The organism is Pseudorhodoferax sp. Leaf274 (assembly GCF_001422445.1).
GTDB lineage: Bacteria > Pseudomonadota > Gammaproteobacteria > Burkholderiales > Burkholderiaceae_C > Pseudorhodoferax.
Window position 1 is genome coordinate 1,178,426 of sequence record NZ_LMNA01000001.1, and the last position, 18,325, is coordinate 1,196,750.

At 70.7% G+C, this 18,325-nt stretch carries 19 protein-coding genes; 16 read left to right on the top strand and 3 right to left on the bottom strand.

The window, feature by feature from the left end:
* Window position 1 precedes the first annotated feature (1 nt).
* The 3 genes from ASF44_RS05340 to ASF44_RS05350 all read left to right on the top strand — a co-directional run bounded on the left by ASF44_RS05340 (window position 2) and on the right by ASF44_RS05350 (window position 2,822).
* Window positions 2-1,027 (top strand): tripartite tricarboxylate transporter substrate binding protein, encoded by a 1,026-nt coding sequence (locus tag ASF44_RS05340; RefSeq protein ID WP_056898068.1) that lies wholly within the window; start codon window positions 2-4, stop codon window positions 1,025-1,027.
* Between the two features lie 170 nt (window positions 1,028-1,197).
* A complete protein-coding gene (locus tag ASF44_RS05345) occupies window positions 1,198-1,695 on the top strand; it encodes an N-6 DNA methylase (RefSeq protein WP_056898069.1) in 498 nt (165 codons plus the stop codon).
* Window positions 1,696-1,757: 62 nt separating this feature from the next.
* Window positions 1,758-2,822 carry a YhcG family protein gene (locus ASF44_RS05350; RefSeq protein ID WP_200930554.1) on the top strand — a complete coding sequence of 355 codons (1,065 nt, stop codon included), beginning with the start codon at window positions 1,758-1,760 and terminating at the stop codon, window positions 2,820-2,822.
* Window positions 2,823-3,080: 258 nt separating this feature from the next.
* Here the strand turns inward: ASF44_RS05350 and ASF44_RS05355 are convergent, their stop codons facing one another.
* A complete protein-coding gene (locus ASF44_RS05355) occupies window positions 3,081-4,445 on the bottom strand; it encodes a PLP-dependent aminotransferase family protein (RefSeq protein ID WP_056898071.1) in 1,365 nt (454 codons plus the stop codon).
* 282 nt (window positions 4,446-4,727) lie between these two features.
* Between ASF44_RS05355 and ASF44_RS05360 the strand changes: the two genes are divergently transcribed.
* The 8 genes from ASF44_RS05360 (at window position 4,728) to ASF44_RS05395 (ending at window position 11,801) form a co-directional block, all read left to right on the top strand.
* Window positions 4,728-5,210: an MSMEG_0572/Sll0783 family nitrogen starvation response protein gene (locus ASF44_RS05360; RefSeq protein ID WP_056898072.1), complete on the top strand. Its 483-nt coding sequence runs from the start codon at window positions 4,728-4,730 to the stop codon at window positions 5,208-5,210.
* Window positions 5,210-6,211: a Nit6803 family nitrilase gene (locus tag ASF44_RS05365; protein ID WP_056898073.1), complete on the top strand. Its 1,002-nt coding sequence runs from the start codon at window positions 5,210-5,212 to the stop codon at window positions 6,209-6,211. The genes ASF44_RS05360 and ASF44_RS05365 overlap by 1 nt, the downstream gene beginning before the upstream one ends.
* Window positions 6,212-6,284: 73 nt before the next feature.
* Window positions 6,285-7,376: an MSMEG_0568 family radical SAM protein gene (locus tag ASF44_RS05370; protein ID WP_056898227.1), complete on the top strand. Its 1,092-nt coding sequence runs from the start codon at window positions 6,285-6,287 to the stop codon at window positions 7,374-7,376.
* Window positions 7,377-7,388: 12 nt separating this feature from the next.
* Entirely contained in the window at window positions 7,389-7,967 is a 579-nt protein-coding gene (locus ASF44_RS05375) for an MSMEG_0567/Sll0786 family nitrogen starvation N-acetyltransferase (RefSeq protein WP_056898074.1), read from the top strand.
* Entirely contained in the window at window positions 7,964-9,001 is a 1,038-nt protein-coding gene (locus tag ASF44_RS05380) for a sll0787 family AIR synthase-like protein (protein ID WP_056898075.1), read from the top strand. The genes ASF44_RS05375 and ASF44_RS05380 overlap by 4 nt, the downstream gene beginning before the upstream one ends.
* The gene (locus ASF44_RS05385) at window positions 8,998-10,170 is read left to right on the top strand and encodes an MSMEG_0565 family glycosyltransferase (RefSeq protein ID WP_056898076.1); all 1,173 of its coding nucleotides are present in this window, start codon (window positions 8,998-9,000) and stop codon (window positions 10,168-10,170) included. Before ASF44_RS05380 ends, ASF44_RS05385 begins: the two co-directional genes overlap by 4 nt.
* Before the next feature lie 9 nt (window positions 10,171-10,179).
* Window positions 10,180-10,470, top strand: coding sequence for an MSMEG_0570 family nitrogen starvation response protein (locus tag ASF44_RS05390; protein ID WP_056898077.1), 291 nt, complete (start codon window positions 10,180-10,182; stop codon window positions 10,468-10,470).
* A 20-nt stretch (window positions 10,471-10,490) separates the two neighbouring features.
* Window positions 10,491-11,801 (top strand): MSMEG_0569 family flavin-dependent oxidoreductase, encoded by a 1,311-nt coding sequence (locus ASF44_RS05395; protein ID WP_056898078.1) that lies wholly within the window; start codon window positions 10,491-10,493, stop codon window positions 11,799-11,801.
* Window positions 11,802-11,816: 15 nt separating this feature from the next.
* On the opposite strand, the gene ASF44_RS05400 is transcribed toward ASF44_RS05395, so the two are convergent.
* Window positions 11,817-12,287, bottom strand: a complete 471-nt coding sequence (locus ASF44_RS05400) for a hypothetical protein (RefSeq protein WP_056898079.1) — start codon at window positions 12,285-12,287, stop codon at window positions 11,817-11,819.
* A 53-nt stretch (window positions 12,288-12,340) separates the two neighbouring features.
* Here ASF44_RS05400 and ASF44_RS05405 point away from each other — a divergent pair, with 53 nt between their 5' ends.
* Complete coding sequence (locus ASF44_RS05405) at window positions 12,341-13,441, top strand: PQQ-dependent sugar dehydrogenase (RefSeq protein WP_235579128.1); 1,101 nt, start codon at window positions 12,341-12,343, stop codon at window positions 13,439-13,441.
* Between the two features lie 34 nt (window positions 13,442-13,475).
* Here the strand turns inward: ASF44_RS05405 and ASF44_RS05410 are convergent, their stop codons facing one another.
* Complete coding sequence (locus ASF44_RS05410) at window positions 13,476-14,063, bottom strand: DNA-3-methyladenine glycosylase I (RefSeq protein WP_056898081.1); 588 nt, start codon at window positions 14,061-14,063, stop codon at window positions 13,476-13,478.
* A 120-nt stretch (window positions 14,064-14,183) separates the two neighbouring features.
* On the opposite strand from ASF44_RS05410, the gene ASF44_RS05415 reads away from it, so the two are divergent.
* The 4 genes from ASF44_RS05415 to ASF44_RS05430 all read left to right on the top strand — a co-directional run bounded on the left by ASF44_RS05415 (window position 14,184) and on the right by ASF44_RS05430 (window position 18,318).
* Window positions 14,184-14,603, top strand: a complete 420-nt coding sequence (locus ASF44_RS05415; RefSeq protein WP_056898082.1) for a universal stress protein — start codon at window positions 14,184-14,186, stop codon at window positions 14,601-14,603.
* Between the two features lie 162 nt (window positions 14,604-14,765).
* A complete protein-coding gene (locus tag ASF44_RS05420) occupies window positions 14,766-16,988 on the top strand; it encodes a TonB-dependent siderophore receptor (RefSeq protein WP_056898083.1) in 2,223 nt (740 codons plus the stop codon).
* An 11-nt stretch (window positions 16,989-16,999) separates the two neighbouring features.
* A complete protein-coding gene (locus ASF44_RS05425; protein ID WP_056898084.1) occupies window positions 17,000-18,133 on the top strand; it encodes a PepSY domain-containing protein in 1,134 nt (377 codons plus the stop codon).
* Window positions 18,133-18,318, top strand: a complete 186-nt coding sequence (locus ASF44_RS05430; protein ID WP_056898228.1) for a hypothetical protein — start codon at window positions 18,133-18,135, stop codon at window positions 18,316-18,318. The genes ASF44_RS05425 and ASF44_RS05430 overlap by 1 nt, the downstream gene beginning before the upstream one ends.
* Window positions 18,319-18,325: the final 7 nt, after the last annotated feature.

An 18,325-nucleotide genomic window follows, 5' to 3' on the forward strand; every position in this document is an offset into this window, starting at 1 on the left:
CATGCGTCACCACCCCTACCCCGCCGCCACGCGCCGCACCGTCCTGCAACAGGGCCTGGCCGGCGCCGCGGGCATCGCCGCGGCCATCGCCAGCCCGCAGGGCTTCGCCCAGGGCGCCGCCTGGCCCAACAGGCCCGTCACGCTGGTCGTGGGCTACCCGCCCGGCGGCCAGACCGACTTTGCCGGCCGCATGGTCACCACCGGCATGCAGACCGTGCTGGGACAGGGCGTGGTCATCGACAACAAGGCCGGCGCGGGCGGCAACATCGGCACCGACAACGTCGTGAAGGCCGCGCCCGACGGCTACCGCCTGCTGGTGGGCAACGGCAACATCACGCTGAACCCGCACACCTACCGCAACACGGCCATGGCCGACCCGCTCAAGCTGGTGCCCATCGGGCTGCTGCTGACCTCCTCGCTGGTGCTGGCGGTGCCCAACACGGTGCCGGCCAAGAACGTCAAGGAGTTCATCGAGTGGGTGAAGGCGCAGGACAAGGCCGGCAAGGACATCGACTACGCCAGCGCCGGCCCCGGCAGCCTCACGCACGCCAGCATGGAGCTGTTCCGCGACCGCATCGGCAAGCCCAAGATGAACCACGTGCCCTACAAGGGCAGCGGCCCGGCCATGACCGACCTGATCTCGGGCCGCGTGAGCGCCATGTTCGACGCCGCCTCGGTGGTCGCGCCCTTCATCAAGTCGGGCCAGCTGCGCCCGCTGCTGGTCACGGGCGCCAAGCGCGTGCCGGCCTTCCCCGACATCCCGACCGCGGCCGAGAGCGGCGTGAAGGACTTCGAGGTGATCTCCTTCATCGGCCTTTATGGCCCGCCCGGCCTGCCGGCCGACATCGTGGCCAAGGCCAACGGCGCGATGAACACCGCGCTGAAGGACCCCAAGATCCAGGCCGGCATCCTCGAACGCGGCGACGAGCCCGGCGGCGGCACGCCCGAGCAGCTGGCCAAGTTGACGCGCTACTACTTCGACCTGTGGCGCGACATCGTGAAGGCGAACGACATCCGGGCGGAGTAGGGCGGAGTCCAGGCTTGCGACCTGCCTGCACACAGGGTGTGCGGGTTGGCGCGGGCGATGGCTCCGAACATGGGTCTCACGCTTCGGGCGGGCATCCAGGGCGACAGGCCATCGCGCCCGCCCAAACGGCGAGAATCGCGGCTCTTTTTGCCCTTTCTCCCAGCGCGCCCGTGTTCGAACAGACCTTCAAAAACATCGACGACATCCTGCACAAGGATGCCGGCTGCACGAGTGAACTGGACTACACCGAGCAGTCGTCCTGGCTGCTCTTTCTGAAGTACCTGGACGCTCTGGAGCAGGACAAGGCGGCAGAGGCCGAACTGGAAGATCTGGTGGACGCACTGCGTTTCGGCTCGCAGACCGAGAAGCACGAGCTCTCGCACCTGTACGAAGCCAAGATCAAGAATATGGGCAACGCCGGGCGCAACGGCGGCGAGTACTACACGCCCAGACCGCTGATCCGCGCCATGGTCAAGGTGCTGGACCCGAAGATCGGCGAGCGCATCTATGACGGTGCCCTCGACGGCACGGGCTTCGATTTGTCGGTGAAAAACCCGAATGGCGGCGGCGAAGTGGTGCTGCGCTCACCCGCTGAAATCCTGGATGGGATTGCGGCGCTGGATGCCGAGATCGCGAAGGTGCTGGCGGTGATCAGGGGCCTGGTATGACGCAAAAGCGTGCCATCAAGCCGGCAGCGACGGCGGCCGCGCGGGGGGCAGGCGATGACCCTTTGTACGCCCGCATCCACGCGCTGGTGCTCGCGGCCCGGCAATCCGTGGCACGCGGCGTCGACCTCGTCCAGGTGCGCACCTGCTTCGAGATCGGGCGCCACATCGTCGAGCACGAGCAAGGTGGGCAAGGGCGTGCCGCCTACGGGCAAGCCTTGCTCAAGGGCTTGGCCGAGCGCCTGACGCAGGCCTTCGGGCGCGGCTTTGCCAAGAGCAACCTTGAGTACATGCGGCGCTTCTACCTGGCCTATGCAAGCCGTGCAGACATCGCCCAGTCGCCAACTGGGCGATCGGGCGCCGCCGATTCCGCCACGGCAATTGCCCAGTTTTCAACTGGGCCATTGCAAGCTGCTGCCCCCTTCAGCCTGAGCTGGACGCACTACGTCTTTCTGCTGGGCATCAACAACCCGGACGAGCGCAGCTTCTACGAGATCGAGGCCAGCCAGCAGGGGTGGAGTCTGAAGCACCTGCGCCGGCAGTTCGACAGCGGGTTGTTCGAACGCCTGGCCCTGAGCCGCGACAAGGACGGGCTGCGCCAGCTGGCGCAACAAGGCCATGTCGTGGCCCGGCCGGAGGACATGCTCAAAGAGCCCCTGGTGCTGGAATTCCTGGGCCTGTCGGAACAGGCCGGCTACTCCGAATCCGACCTGGAGGCCGCCGTCATCAACCAGATCGGCCAGTTCCTGCTGGAACTCGGCAAGGGCTTCTTGTTCGAGGCGCGGCAAAAGCGCTTCAGCTTCGATGGCGACCACTTCTTCGTCGACCTGGTGTTCTACAACCGCCTGCTGCGCTGCTATGTGCTGATCGATCTGAAGCTGGGCAAGCTGACCCACCAGGACCTCGGGCAAATGCAGATGTACGTGAACTACTTCGACCGCCACGTGAAGACCGAGGCCGAAAACGCCACCGTCGGCATCGTGCTGTGCAAGAAGAAGAACGAGGCCCTGGTGGAAATCACCCTGCCCACCGACGCCAACATCCATGCGCGGGAGTACAGCTTGTACTTGCCGAGCAAGGAGGAATTGCGGGCGAAGTTGCGGGAGTGGACGGACGGGAGTGGCGAATGAGCAGGCGCATGCGGGATGACATTGCGGCGCGGGATGGGCAGGGCGCTCAAGTGTTGGCGACGATCAGGGGAATCATGGCGTGAGAGCTGATGGGTCCATCGCGCCGCTGAGTGAGGTCTGCGCTATCAAGCCCCCCAAGGCTGAAGCACGAGCGGTGCTCGGTAGCGGCGACGCCGTTTCCAGCGCCATCTGTGCGTGACCTGACGCAGGGGCAACTGAGCTTGCCTGCTGGGCGCCGATGTATTGACGCCAGGCCTTTCATGCCAGCGCTTCGCGCACGGCATGCAACGCCCGCCCGCAGTCGTCGCGCGTGAGCCCGCCACCCAGGCACAGCCGCAGCGCTTCGGGCGGTTGCCGGTCGGTCGAGAAGGCCGTGCCGTCCACCGCGGCGATGCCCAGCGCGCGCAGCTCGGCCGCGATGCGCGTGGCCGGGCTGCTCTCGCTGTCCGAGGCCGGCACCGGCAGCCAGCCATGGAAGCCATGCGGCTGCGTGCGCACGCCGTGCGGGCCCAGCACCTGGCGCATCTGCGCGCTGCGCCAGGCGCATTCGGCGCGCACGGCCTGCAGCACGGCTTCGGCCTGGCCGCTCTCCATCCAGTTCGCCACGATGGCGTTGACCAGCGGCGAGGCCATCACGGTGGTCGCGCGCAACGCGCCGGCCAGGCGCAGGTGCGCCGCGGCGGAGGGCGCCTGCACGTAGGCCAGGCGCAGGCCCGCGCCCAGCCACTTGGACATGCCGCTCACGTAGTAGACGAGGTCGGGCGCGAACTCGGCCATGGACGGCGGGATCGCGGCCGGCAGCATGCCGTAGGCATCGTCCTCGATGAGGGGGATGCTGTAGCGCAGCGCAATGTCGGCGATCTGCTCGCGCCGCTTGATCGGCAGCGTGGCCGTGGTCGGGTTGTGCAGGTTGGGGCACAGGTGCAGCGCGCCGATGGGCGTGCTCTTGCAGGCGGCCTCGAACTCGTCGGGCAAGAGGCCGTGTTCGTCCATGGCCAGCGGGTGCAGGCGCATGCCCAGCTGCGCGGCGATGGCCTTGATGCCCGGGTAGGTCAGCGCCTCCACGCACAGGCTCTGGCCCGGCTTGACCAGCAGCGAGACCAGCGCCAGCAGCACGGCATGGATGCCGGGCGCCACCAGCACGCGCGCGGCATCGGCCTCGACCCACTGCGACATCCATTGCGCACCGAGCGCGCGGTCGCGCGGCGTGCCGCCGAAGTCCTGGTAGCGCATGAGGTCGTGCAGCGGCACGGCCGCCAGGCCCGCATTGGCACCCTCCAGCAGCGCCTGCATGGCCGGGTGCTCCTCGATCTCGGGCGGCATGTTCATGGTCATCTCGGCGCCCGTGCCGGCGCGCAGCGGCAGGCCGATGAAGGAGCCGCGCACGAAGGAACCCATGCCGGGCCGCGAGGCGATCAGCCCGCGCTCGCGTGCCTCGGCAAAGCCGCGCACCACGGTCGTGTAGTTCAGCTGCAGCCGGGTGGCGAGCTCGCGCAGCGGCGGCAGCCGTTCGCGCGGGGCCAGGCGGCCCTGCTGCAGGTCCTCGGCGATGAGGTCGGGGATCAGCTGGTAGGCCGGCAGCGGGCTGGACTTGAGGCGGTGGACCCAGTGGGCGAAGGGCATGGGGCAAGTGTGCCTGCCGTGCGGCCTGGTTGCATGGCCGCCGCCGGCGTGTCGTGGTGCACGCGGGCCATTGATCGGGTGCATTGATTGGATCGGCCGCGCGTTGTGCTGGTGCATGGGCCTGGTGTGCTGCGGCTGCCGTGGCGAAGCCGGGCAGGGCCGCTGTCGCTGGCTTGATCGGCACTTGATCGCATGGCCCGCAAAGCCGGTGGTACGGCGTTCGCAAGAGGTCTGGCGTCCGGCCATCCCGCCGGCATCCACCGAACCGCACGAGGAACCACCATGCCCCAAGTCACGCACCCCGCCCACCGCAACGGCGACTTCCTGGTCGACTACGAAGAGAAGGTCTTCGAGGACGTGAAGGCCGATCCCGGCGAGAAGGCCCTGGTCACCTTCCACACCGTGGCTTTCGAAGGCTCGATCGGCTTCGTCAACCTGCTGCAGGCCACACGGCTGCAGCGCAAGGGCTACGACACCTCGGTGCTGCTGTACGGCCCCGGCGTCACGCTGGGTGTCAAGCGCGGCTTTCCGAAGATCGGCGACGAGGCCTTCCCGGGCCACCAGAACTTCAACAACCAGATCACCAAGTTCATCGCCGAGGGCGGCAAGGTCTACGCCTGCCGCTTCGCGCTGCAGGCGCTGTACGGCCATGGCGAGGGCTCGCTGATCGAGGGCGTGCGCCCGATCAACCCGCTGGATGTGCTGGACGTCGTGCTGCTCCATAAAAAGGCCGGCGCGGTGATCATCGACACCTGGACGCTGTGATGGCCCAGCGCACCGTCCGCGCGGCCGCGGCGCAGATCGCGCCCGACCTCGCGAGTGCCGACGGCACGCTGGCGCGCGTGCTGGAAACCCTGCGCGAGGCCGCAAGGCAGGGCGTGGAGCTGATCGTCTTCCCCGAGACCTTTGTGCCCTACTACCCCTACTTCTCGTTCGTGCAGCCGCCCGTGCTGCAGGGCGCGGACCACCTGCTGCTGATGCAGCGCGCGCCGACCGTGCCCGGCCCGATGACGGACGACGTGGCCGCTGCGGCGCGCGAGCACGGCATGGTGGTGGTGCTGGGTGTGAACGAGCGCGACCACAGCAGCCTGTACAACACCCAGCTCGTGTTCGACGCCGACGGCCGCCTGGTGCTCAAGCGCCGCAAGATCACGCCCACCTACCACGAGCGCATGGTCTGGGGCCAGGGCGACGGCGCCGGCCTCACGGCCGTGGACACGCGCGCCGGCCGCGTCGGCGCACTGGCCTGCTGGGAGCACTACAACCCGCTGGCGCGCTACGCGCTGATGGCCGAACACGAAGAGATCCACTGCGCGCAGTTCCCGGGCTCGCTGGTCGGGCCGATCTTCGCGGAGCAGATGGGCGTGACGATCCGCCACCATGCGCTGGAATCGGGCTGCTTCGTCGTCAACGCCACGGGCTGGCTGCACGACGCGCAGATCCGCGCCATCACGCCCGACGAGAAGCTGCAGGGCGCGCTGCGCGGTGGCTGCCACACAGCGATCATTTCGCCCGAAGGCAAGTATCTGGCCGAGCCCTTGACCGAGGGCGAGGGCTTGGTCGTCGCCGACCTGGACTTCGCGCTGATCGCCAAGCGCAAACGCATGATGGATGCGGTGGGCCACTACGCGCGCCCCGAGCTGCTGCGCCTGGCGATTCGGCGCGATGCGGCGCGCACCACCATGCCCTTGCCCGATGGCGAGCCGCTGCTCGACGAAACCGAGCTTCCCCTTGAAACCGACGCGCCGCTGCGCCGCGTCGCCTGACCCCGGAGCCACGTCCATGACCACCGCCGTCCTCGAACCCGTCGCCACCTCCGCCGAGAGCGCACGCCAGCTCATGACCGAGCTGCAGAGCCAGGGCCTGCGCCTGGTCGACCCCAGCGCGGGCGCGGCCAGCCGGCGCGGCGGTGCCGGCCCCTCGGACCACAAGGCCGTGACCATGGACGGGCTCACGCTGATGGTGCCCGTGCACACGGCCACCGCCTTCAGTTCTCCCTTCGTGGCCGACGCACCGGGGCCGGACGGCCGCAGCCTGCTGAGGCGCAACAGCATCCCGATTGCCAGCATCGCCTTCCCGCGCGCGCCGCGCTTCCACGGCCTGCAGACGGCAGAGGGCGTGCCCTACCACCAGATCGCCACGCTGCACGGCGCCGACGTGCTGGCCACCACCGTGCTGCAGACCTGCATCCGCTACGAGAGCCGGCGCAAGGCCTGCAAGTTCTGCGCGATCGGCCAGTCGCTGGCGGCCGGCCGCACCATCGCACGCAAGACGCCGGCGCAGCTGGCCGAGGTGGCCAAGGCGGCCGTGGAGCTCGACGGCGTCAAGCACATGGTCATGACCACCGGCACACCGCCCACGCCCGACCGCGGCGCGCTCGTCCTGTGCGAGAGCGCCCAGGCCATCCGCGCCGCCGTCGACCTGCCCCTGCAGGCCCAGTGCGAGCCACCCGACACCGACGCCTGGTTCCAGCGCCTGAAGGACGCTGGCGTGGACACGCTGGGCATGCACCTGGAAGTGGTGGGCGACGACCTGCGCCGCCGGATCCTGCCCGGCAAGGCCGAGGTGCCGATGGCGCGCTACTGGGATGCGTTCGAAGCCGCCGTCGAAGTGTTCGGCCGTGGCCAGGTCAGCACCTATCTGCTGGCCGGCCTGGGCGACAGCGCCGAGACGCTGCTGGCCACCAGCCGCCGCCTGCTGGACCTGGGCGTCTACCCCTTCGTCGTGCCCTTCGTGCCGATCAGCGGCACGCCGCTGGAAGACCACCCCGCGCCCAGCCCAGAGTTCATGCGCAACGTGCTGGAGCCGCTGGGCGCGCTGGTGGCCGCGGCGGGCGTGCGCGCCTCCGACATCAAGGCCGGCTGCGGGCGCTGCGCCGCGTGCTCCACCTTGTCCCGCTACGAAGTGACCGAAGCGCCCCTGGCCGCCTGAAGGAGTTCCGCCATGCTGACCGCCCACGCCATCCCCTGGTGCGAACTCGCCACCGACTACCGGCCGCAGGCCTTCCGCGTGCAATGGGCCAGCGACGGCTGGATGCTGCGCGAGGCGGCCGCGCTGCGCCGCCAGGTGTTCTGCGTGGAGCAGGGCCTGTTCGGCGGACGCGCTGGCGACGACCGCGATGCCATCGACGCCGACCCCAGCCTGCACACGTTGGTCGCCTCGTCCGTGCTGGCCGGCGAGGCCGACCAGATGGTGGGCACCGTGCGCATCCATGCGGCCTCGCCGGGCCTGTGGTGGGGCTCGCGCCTGGCCGTGCGGCGCGCGTTCCGGCAGAGTGGCGCGCTCGGCACCGAACTGATCCGCCTGGCCGTCAGCAGCGCGCATGCGCTGGGCTGCCGCGAGTTCCTGGCCCATGTGCAGGCGCAGAACGTGCCGCTGTTCGAACGCCTGCATTGGCAGGTGCTGGACGAGATGGTGCTGCACGGCCGCATGCACGCGCTGATGCGGGCGGACCTCGCCCACTACCCGCCGTGCGAGACGCCGTACGCGGGATTCGTCGTCTCGCCGCGGAGGCCGTCATGAGCGCCGTGTTCGACGTCGACATGCTGCAAGGCCTGGCCACGGCGCTGCGCGCCAGCCGTGGCTTCGCGCACAAGCGCGACATCGCGGCCGTGCTGCCGCAGCTGGGGCCCTCTTCCTTCGCCACGGCCGTGCCCAACGGCGACGACTGCGCCGTGCTGCCCGACGCGGACGGTCAAGGCCACCTGCTGCTGGCCATCGAAGGCCTGGTGCAGGACTTCGTCGAGCAGCAGCCCTGGTTCGCGGGCTACAGCGCGGTGATGGTCAACCTGTCCGACATCGCCGCCATGGGCGGCCGCGCGCTGGCCGTGGTCGATGCGCTGTGGGCCGGCAGTGCGGCGCAGGGCCGCGACGTGCTGGCCGGCATGCGCGCCGCGTCGGAGCGCTATGGCGTGCCGCTGGTCGGCGGCCACACCAACCTGCGCAGCGCGAGCGGCCAGCTGGCCGTGGCGGTGCTGGGCCGGGCGCAGCGCCTGATCAGCAGCTTCGCCGCGCAGCCCGGCGACAGAGTGCTCGTGGCGGTGGACCTGCGGGGCCAGTGGCAGGGCGATGCGCCGTTCTGGAACGCATCGACCACGGCACCGGCCGAGCGCCTGCGTGGCGACATGGCACTGCTGCCTGCGCTGGCCGAGGCAGGACTGGTGGATGCCGGCAAGGACATCAGCATGGCCGGCATGCTCGGCACCGCGCTGATGCTGCTGGAATGCTCGGGCGTGGGCGCCACCGTGGACCTGGCAAGGCTGCCGCGCCCGGCCAGCGTGCCCGACTGGTCGGCGCCGGGCGACGCGGCCGCGGCGCAGCGGCTGCGCTGGCTCAACGCGTTCCCGAGCTTCGGCTACGTGCTGAGCGTGCGGCCGGCGCAGGCCGACGACACCATCGCGCGCTTCGCCCAGCGCGGCATCGCCTGCGCCGACGTGGGCACCGTGCACCGCGGCAGCGTGCTGGCCCTGCAGCTCGGCGACGCCCGTGTGCCTCTATGGGACCTGGCGGCCCAGCCCTTCATCGCACCGGCCGTCGAGCCGCGGAGAGCGGCATGAAGATCGGCCTGTTCACGCACTCGCTGCGCCCGCGCGGCGGCGTCGTCCACACGCTGGAACTGGCGCGTGCGCTCGTTCGGCGCGGCCATGCCGTGACCGTGCTCGCCGCCGCAGAGCCTGGCGAGCGGCTGTTCCGCACGGTGGGTTTTCCGGTCGAGACCATCGCGCTGCCGCCGATGCAGGGCGATCTCGTCGCCCAGGTGGCGCAGCGCATCGACACGCTGGTGGCGGCCCTGCCGCCGCTGCTGGCGCGCGGCGGCCATGACCTGCTGCACGCGCAGGACAGCCTCTCGGGCAACGCGCTCGCGCTGCTGCGCGAGGCCGGCCACGTGCTGCCGCCCTGGCTGCGCACCGTGCACCACCTGGACGATTTCAGCCAACCGGTGCTCAACCGCTGGCAGGAGCGCGCCTGGCGCGCGGCCGACGGCGTGGCCTGCGTCAGCGACTTCTGGTGCCAGCACTTGCGCGTGCAGTGGAACCAGCCGGCCGAGCGCATGTTCAACGGTGTCGATCTGGCCCGCTACCGGCCTGGTGCAGAGCCTGGCGATGCCGCCGCCGTCGCGGCCCTGGGCCTGCCCGAACGCACGGGCCCCGTGCTGCTGCTGGTCGGCGGCGTGGAGGAACGCAAGAACAGCGTGCGGCTGCTGCAGGCCTTCGCGCAGTTGCGCGCTGCCGATGCGGCCTGGGCCGACGCGCGCCTGGTCGTGGCCGGTGGTGCCAGCATGCTGGACCATGGCGCCGCGCGCCGCGACTGGCTGGCCGTGCTGGCCGCAACCGGCCTGGCCGAAGGGCCGCAACAGCCCGTGCTGCGCACCGGCCCGCTGCCCGACGCGCTGCTGCCGGCGCTGATGCGCCGCGCCGACGTGCTGGCCATGCCCTCGCTGGTCGAAGGCTTCGGCCTGGCCGCGCTGGAGGCGCTGGCCTGCGGCACGCCGGTGCTGGTGTCGCGCCGGCCCCCCTTCACCGAAACGCTGCACGGCACGCCGGCCGTGGCCTGGTGCGAACCCGAGCACGTGGCCTCCATCGCCACCGGCCTGCAGCAGGCACTGGCCCTGCCGCGCCTGCCCGCGCCGCCGCCCGTCTGCGTGGCCCACAGCTGGGCCCGCAGCGCCGCGCTGCACGAAGACTGGTACCGGCGCGTGCTGGCGGTTGAACCCGCCATCGCCTGAAGGAAGCCCATGCCCGCCATGCACTACCGCCTGCGCTGGCCCGACGCCAGCGAGAGCCTGGCCTACTCGCCCTCGCTGGTCATCGAAGACTTCTTCACGCCCGGCCAGGACTACCCGCTCGCCGACTTCTTGCGCCGCGTGCGCGAAGCCACGGCGATCGCCAGCGCGCGCGTCGAAGCCAGGTACGGCTTCGCCTGCTCGCGCGCGCACGACCAGCTGGCCGACACCGAGGCGCGCGCCGCGCCCTTCGCAGGCCTGCCCGACGCACGCGTGCACGTCATCGCCTTCCTCCCCGCCTGAACACTCCAGGAGATGCCACCATGACCACTTCCACCATCCCCCGCCACAGCGTCGTCGTCGTCGGCGGCGGCCAGGCCGGCCTGTCGCTCAGCCACCACCTGCAGGCCCGGGGCCTGGACCACATCGTGTTCGAGAAGCACCGCGCGCTGCACGCCTGGAGCACGCAGCGCTGGGACAACTTCTGCCTCGTCACGCCCAACTGGCAGTGCGCGCTGCCGGGCCATCCCTACGCGGGCGACGACCCGCACGGCTTCATGAAGAAGGCGCAGATCGTCGAGTACCTCGCGGCCTTCAAGGCGGCCGTGGACGCGCCGTTGCGCGAGGGCGTGGCGGTGCAGCAGGTCCGGCCCGCGCCTGGCGGCTTCCTGGTGCGCAGCAGCGAGGGCGAATGCTTCGCCGAGCAGGTGGTGGTGGCCTCGGGCGGCTACCACACCCCCATCGTGCCGCGCCTGGCGGAACGCCTGCCGGCGTCCGTCCGCCAGATCCACTCGGCCGACTACCGCAACGCCGAACAGCTGCCGCCCGGCAAGGTGCTGGTGGTGGGCTCGGGCCAGAGCGGCGCGCAGATCGCCGAAGACCTGCACCTGGCCGGCCGCCAGGTCGTGCTGGCCGTAGGCGACGCACCGCGCTGCGCGCGCTTTTACCGCGGGCGCGACGTGGTCGACTGGCTGGCCGACATGCAGTACTACGACATGCCCGTCACCCAGCACCCGCTGCGCGAAGGCGTGCGCGACAACACCAACCACTACGTGACCGGCCGCGACGGTGGGCGCGACATCGACCTGCGCCGCTTCGCGCTGGAGGGCATGGACCTGTTCGGCGTGCTCCAGGGGCTGGACGCCGACGGCGACACCCTGCGCTTCGCACCACGCCTGGCCGAGGTGCTGGACCAGGCCGACCGCACCTACAACGGCATCAACGCGTCCATCGACAAGTACATCGCCGAACGCGGCATCGATGCGCCGGCCGGCGCGCCTTACGAGCCGGTCTGGCGGCCGGGCGAGGAGCGGGCCACGCTGTCGCTGGCGCAGTCCGGCATCGCGGCGGTGGTGTGGTGCATCGGCTTCGCGCCGGACTTCGGCTGGCTCGACGCGCCGGTGTTCAACGGCCGCGGCCACCCGGTGCACGAGCGCGGCGTGACGGCCGTGCCCGGCCTGTACTTCCTGGGCCTGCCCTGGCTGCACACCTGGGGCTCGGGGCGCTTCAGCGGCGTGGCGCGCGATGCGGCCTACCTGGCCGAGCGCATCGCGCAGCGCAGGCTGGCACCGGGTGCCGCGCCCGCGGTGCCGGCCAAGCCGGCGCAGGGGCCGCGCCAGGCCGCGCTTGCCTGAGCCACGCGCGGGCGGTCAGCGCCTGGTGCGTGCGGCGAGCCGCGCGTAGAGCCAGCCGCCCAGGGCAGCGCCCGCAGCCATGCCCAGCAGGCCGGGCCAGCCACGGGTGGCGTCGATGAACACCGGCATGGGGGCGAACGCGTCCACCGCACGCACCGCCGCCACCATGCCGGCGCCGGCGGCCACGGTGAACAGGGCCGTGCGCAGCGCCGGCCAGCGGCGCGCCAGCCAGGCCGCCAGGCCCAGTGCCGGCAGCCAGCCGGCGGCCAGGATGCCGGCGTAGACCGGCGCGAAGCCGGCCAGGTCCTGCAGCGTGGTGCGCGCGCGCAGGCCCGGCGGCACCGGCACGTCGAGCGCCACCAGCGCCTGCAGGTTGAACTGCGTCTGCACCACGGAACCCCAGGCCGCAGCCAGCAGCCAAGCCGCGACCAAGGCCAGCAGGTGCGCCGGCAAGGGAAGGGGCCGCCGCGCGCTACCCGCAGCCATCGAAGGGTTTGGTGACGTCATGCGAAGGGACGGTGTTCCATACTGCCCCGATGATGCGACATGGATGGATGGGCCTGCTGTTGGCCATGGTGTTCCTGGGCAAGGCGCTGGCCGCCGACTACCGCGTGGACACCGTGGCCGCCGGCCTCGTCCACCCCTGGGCGCTGGCCTTCCTGCCGGACGGGCGCATGCTGGTCACCGAAAGGCCGGGCCGGCTGCGCGTGATCGAACCCGGTGCCGATGGCCGGCTGGCCCTGCGCAGCGCGCCCGTGCCAGGCCTGCCGGCGGTGATGGCGGTGGGCCAGGCCGGGCTGTTCGACCTGCTGCTGCATCCGCGCTTTGCCGACAACGGGCTGCTGTACCTCTCGTTCGCCCACGGCACGCCGCAGGCCAACCATCTGCGGGTGGTGCGCGCACGCTTCGACGGTGCGCAGCTGCACGAGGTGACGCCCGTGTTCACCTCGCAGCCGGCGAAGAAGGCGACGCAGCATTTCGGTGGCCGCCTGGCCTGGCTGCCCGACGGCACGCTGGTGCTGGGCATGGGCGACGGCAACCTGGAGCGCACCGACGCGCAGCGCCTGCACACCCACCTGGGCAAGCTGCTGCGCATCGACGCCGATGGCCGCGTGCCGGGCGACAACCCCTTCATCGGCACCGCGGGCGCGCTGCCCGAGATCTACAGCCGCGGCCACCGCAACCCGCAGGGCCTGGTGGTGGTGGACGGGGTGCTCTATGCGCACGAGCACGGCTCGCGCGGCGGCGATGAGCTCAACCGCATCGCGCCGGGTGCGAACTACGGCTGGCCGCTCACCACGGGCGGCATCGACTACACCCATGCCCGCATCACGCCCTACCGCGCGCTGCCGGGCATCACGCCGCCGTTGCTGGAGTGGACGCCCTCGGTCGCGCCGGCCGGGCTCGCCTGGTACGACGGCGCGCTGTTTCCGCAATGGCGCGGCAGCCTGTTCGTCGCCACGCTGAAGGAGCGCAGCGTGCGGCGCGTGCCCCTGCGCGGCGGCGTGCCGGGCGCACAGGAGGTGCTGTTCCAGGAGTTGGGCGAGCGCCTGCGCGACGTGCGCGCCGGGCCGGACGGCGCGCTCTACCTGCTCAGCGACAGCGCCGAGGGCCGGGTGCTGCGCGTGCGCCCGAAGTGAGTGCGGCCTGGCGGCCGCACGGGCGGGCAGGGCCTCAGCGGGCCTGCTGCGCGCGCCGGAAACAGTGCGCGGCGTGGTCGTCCACCATGCCGATGGCCTGCATCCAGGCGTAGACGATGGTCGGGCCCACGAACTTGAAGCCGCGCTTCTTGAGGTCCTTGGAGATGGCTTCGGACAGCGGCGTCGAGGTGGCGAAGTGCACGCCGTCGCCGCGCAGCACCTGGCCGCCGCTGAAGGCCCAGCAGTACGCGGCGAAGTCCTCTCCGGCCGACTGCATGGCGTTGTAGATCCGCGCGCCCGCGATGGTGGCCTCGATCTTGGCGCGTGCGCGCACGATGCCGGGATCGGCCATCAGGCGCTCGACATCGGCGGCGCCGAAGCGCGCCACCTGCTGCGGGTCGAAGCCCGCGAAGGCCCGGCGAAAGCCTTCGCGCTTGCGCAGGATCGTGATCCACGACAGCCCGGCCTGGAAGCCCTCCAGCATCAGCATCTCCCAGAGCATGCGGGCATCGTGCTGCGGCACGCCCCACTCGGTGTCGTGGTAGTGCCGGTACAGCGCGTCGGTGCCGCACCAGGTGCAGCGGGGCAGGTCGGTGGCGGGGGGCGTCGGGACGGGGGTCATCGGGGCGGGATTTTGCCTTGCGCGCCGGCTGCTTTCGCCTGCTGGCTTGAGGGAGATCAGGGCCTGCGCGCAGCCTTGGGCAGATACTGGATTCATCAAAACCAACCCAGGAGATGGACCATGAAGATCCTGATCGCCGTCGACGGCAGCGAACAGACCCAGCGCATGCTGGCCTACCTGGCCCAGCACCAGCTGCTGGCCGCAGGCAACACCTACACCGTGCTCACCGTGGTGCTCGAGCTGCCCAAGCGCGCGGCCTCGTATGTCAATCCAGACACGGTCAAGGGCTACTACCAGGAAGAGGCCGACAAGGTGCTCGAGCCCGTGAAGGCGTTCTTCGCGCAGAAGGGCGTGGACGCGCAGTTCGAGTTCAAGGTGGGCCACCCGGCGCACGAACTCGCGCAGGCCGCCGAGCAGGGCGGCTACGACCTGCTGGCCCTGGGCAGCCACGGCCATGGCGCGCTGGGCAACCTGCTCATGGGGTCGGTCGCCACCAAGGTGGTCAGCCAGAGCAAGGTGCCGGTGCTGCTGCTGCGTTGAAACGGTTCTTGCAAGCGCCCGGGGCGTTGCCGATGCGCAACGTTTCGGTCCATTTCTGGCAGGGGCAGGCGTAAACTCGCCGTCCCCTGCCAGCCAGGCACGCGTCTTCCCGACGCCATCTGCCGAGCCAGCCAACCAAACCCCCATTTGGGTGAGCTCGCCATGCCTGTCCGTTCCTCTTCCTTCCGCGCCGCCGCCGGCTGCGCGCTGACGCCCCTGGCCCTGTGCCTGTCGCATGCCGTGTGGGCGCAGGCTGCGCCGGCTGCCGGGGAGAAGTCGCTGTCCACCGTGACCGTGACCGTCAACGCCAGCGCCGACGCGTCGGCCGAGGGCTTGTCTCCTCCCTACGCGGGCGGGCAGGTGGCGCGCGGCGGGCGTGCAGGCATCCTGGGCACCCGCGACAACATGGAGACGCCGTTCTCCATCACCAGCTACACCAACGAGTTGATCCAGGACCGCCAGGCCAAGAGCGTGGGCGAGGTGCTGCTGAACGATCCGAGCGTGCGCACGGCACGCGGTTTTGGCAACTTCCAGGAAGCCTACTTCGTGCGCGGCTTCATCCTGAACTCTGACGACACGGCCTACAACGGCCTGTACAGCCTGCTGCCGCGCCAGTACATCGCCACCGAACTGTTCGAACGCGTCGAGGTGCTGCGCGGCGCTTCGGCCTTCCTGACGGGCGCTTCGCCCAACGGCAGCCTGGGTGGTGCGATCAACCTGCTGCCCAAGCGCGCGCCCAACGAAGCGCTGAGCCGCGTCACGCTGGGCGTGGGCAGTGGCGGTGCGGTCAATGCGGCGGCCGACATCGCGCGCCGCTTCGGCCCGGATGGCAGCACCGGCGTGCGCCTGAATGTCGCGCGCCGCGACGGCGGCACCGCGGTCAGTGGCGAGGACGCCGAGCTGAGCCTGGCCGCCATCGGCCTGGACTGGCGCAGCCGCAACGTGCGCCTGTCCGGCGACCTGGGCTGGCAGGAGAACAAGCTGCAGCAAACTCGACCCAACGTCTCGCTGGGCGGCGTGACCGCCGTGCCGGCCGCGCCGGACGGCAGCAAGAACTTCGCCCAGCCCTGGTCGTTCTCGAACGAACGCGACGTGTTCGGCACGTTGCGCGGCGAGTGGGACATCAACGACAGCCTGACGGCTTACGCTGCCTACGGCATGCGCCGCAGCCGCGAACTCAACTCGCTGGCCAACCTGCAGGTGAACGACGCCACGACCGGCGCCGGCACCACCTACCGCTTCGACAACGGCCGCCGTGACCGTGTGGACACCGGGGAAATCGGCCTGCGCGGCAAGCTCAAGACTGGCAGCGTGGGCCACGAGTGGGTGGTCTCGGCCTCGCACTTCTCGCTGGAAAAGGACAACGCCTACGGCTTCGACTTCCTGAACTCGCTGGCGACCGGGCTGTACCGGCCGACGTCGTACGCGCAGCCGGCCTGGAGCGCCAACGCCTTCTTCGGCGGCACGGTCGCATCGCCGCAGCTGCAGGGCGAGGTCAAGCTGACCAGCTATGCGATCGGCGACACGCTGTCGCTCCTCGACGACCAGTTGTTGATCACGCTGGGCGTGCGCCACCAGAAGCTCGAATCCACCGATTACGAATACGGCGGCACCGGCGTGGTGACCGGCAGCTACGACAAGAGCCGCAACACGCCGGTGGCCGGCGTGCTGTTCAAGGCCAGCAAGCAACTGTCCGTCTACGCCAACTACATCGAATCGCTGATCCAGGGCGGCACCGCGCCTGCCACGGCCAACAACCAGCCGGTGGTGAACATCGGCACAACCTTGTCGCCCTACGTCTCCAGGCAGAAGGAGATCGGCCTCAAGTACGACGCTGGCCGCCTGGGCGCCAGCGCCGCGCTGTTCAGCATCACCAAGCCGAGCGCCTTCACCGGCACCGACCAGATCTTCCGTGCATCGGGTGAGGACGAGCACCGCGGCCTGGAGCTGGCCACCTGGGGCGAGGCGGCCCGCGGCGTCAAGCTGCTGGGTGGCTTGACCTGGCTGGACGCGGAGCAGAAGACCACCGGCGATGCCGCCACGCAAGGCAAGCGCGTGATCGGCGTGCCGCGCGTGCTCGCCAACCTGGGCGCCGAGTGGGAGCTTTCCGCCGTGCGCGGCTTGGCGCTGGACGGCCGCGTGCTCTACACGGGTGCCAGCTACGTGGACGCCGCCAACACGCTGCGCGTGCCGGGCTGGACGCGCTTCGATGCCGGTGTGCGCTATCTGATGGAAGTGCAGGGCAAGGCCGTGACGCTGCGTGCCCGCGTGGACAACCTGTTCGACCGCAAGTACTGGGCTTCCAGCGGCGGCTATCCGAACTCTGGTTACCTGGTCGTCGGCGGCCCGCGCACCTTCTCGCTCAGCGCGTCGGTCGACTTCTGATCCCGGAGAAGATGCTCAGCACCCGCGCCATCCGCACCTGGACCTGGACCCACAAGTGGTCCAGCCTGGTCTGCACGGTGTTCATGCTGCTGCTGTGCATCACCGGCCTGCCGCTGATCTTCCACCACGAGATCGGCCATCTCCTGGGAACGGAGATCGAGGCGGCAGACATGCCCGCCAACACCCCGCGCGCCGACCTCGACGCCGTGATGCGCACGGCCATCGCGCGCCACCCCACGCTGCAGGGCATGTTCGCCTCGCAGGAGGAGGACGACGACCGCGTCTGGTACGTGACGCTGGCGCCCACGCCGGACGCCACGGCGGGCTTCAAGCAGGTGGCCGTCGACGCGCGCACCGGCCAGGCGCTGGGCGAGCCCTCGCTCGACAGCGGCTTCATGTACATCATGCGGTCGCTGCACATCGACCTGTTCATGGGCTTGCCGGGCATGCTGTTCCTGGGCCTCATGGGCGTGCTGCTGCTGGCCTCGCTGGTCTCGGGCGCGGTGCTGTACGCGCCCTTCATGCGCAAGCTGCGCTTCGGCGAGATCCGGCGCGAACGCAGCGCGCGCGCCAAGTGGCTGGACCTGCACAACCTGGTCGGCATCGTCACGCTGGTCTGGTTCACCGTGGTGGGCGCTACGGGCGTCATCAACGCCTGGGCCGACCTCCTGGTCAAGTACTACCAGTCCACCGAGGTCGCGGCCATGCTCGCGCCGTACAAGGACAAGCCGCCGCTGGCCTCGCCCGGCTCGCTGCAGGGCGCGGTGGCCGCCGCGCTGGCGCACGAGCGCGGCATGAAGGTGGCGTTCGTCGCGTTCCCGGGCACCAGCTTCGCGAGCCCGCACCACTACGGCGTGTTCCTGCGCGGCGGCGAGCATGTCACGGCCAAGCTGCTCAAGCCGGTGCTGGTCGACGCCGCCACCAGCCAGGTGACCGACAGCCGCGAACTGCCCTGGTACCTCAAGACACTGCTGGTCTCGCAGCCGCTGCATTTCGGCGACTACGGCGGCCTGCCCATGCAGATCCTGTGGGCGCTGCTGGACCTCGCGACCATCGTGGTGCTGGCGACGGGCCTTGTGCTGTGGTGGCGCAAGCGCGCGCCGGCGCGCCAGGCCGGCACGGCCCCCGCCAGGGCCCGCGCCTGATGCGCCGCCCGTTCTGGCGCCTGTGGGGCTGGCCGCTCGCCGTCGGCCTGGCCAGCGGCACGGGCCTGGTCACCGCGCTGCTGGCCGATGGCTGGGGCGACTGGTGGTCCTGGATCGGCCTGGGCATGCCGCTGTTGCTGGCGGCCTGGCACTGGTGGGGCCCGCCGAAGGAACCGCAGCCCTAGTTTTTCA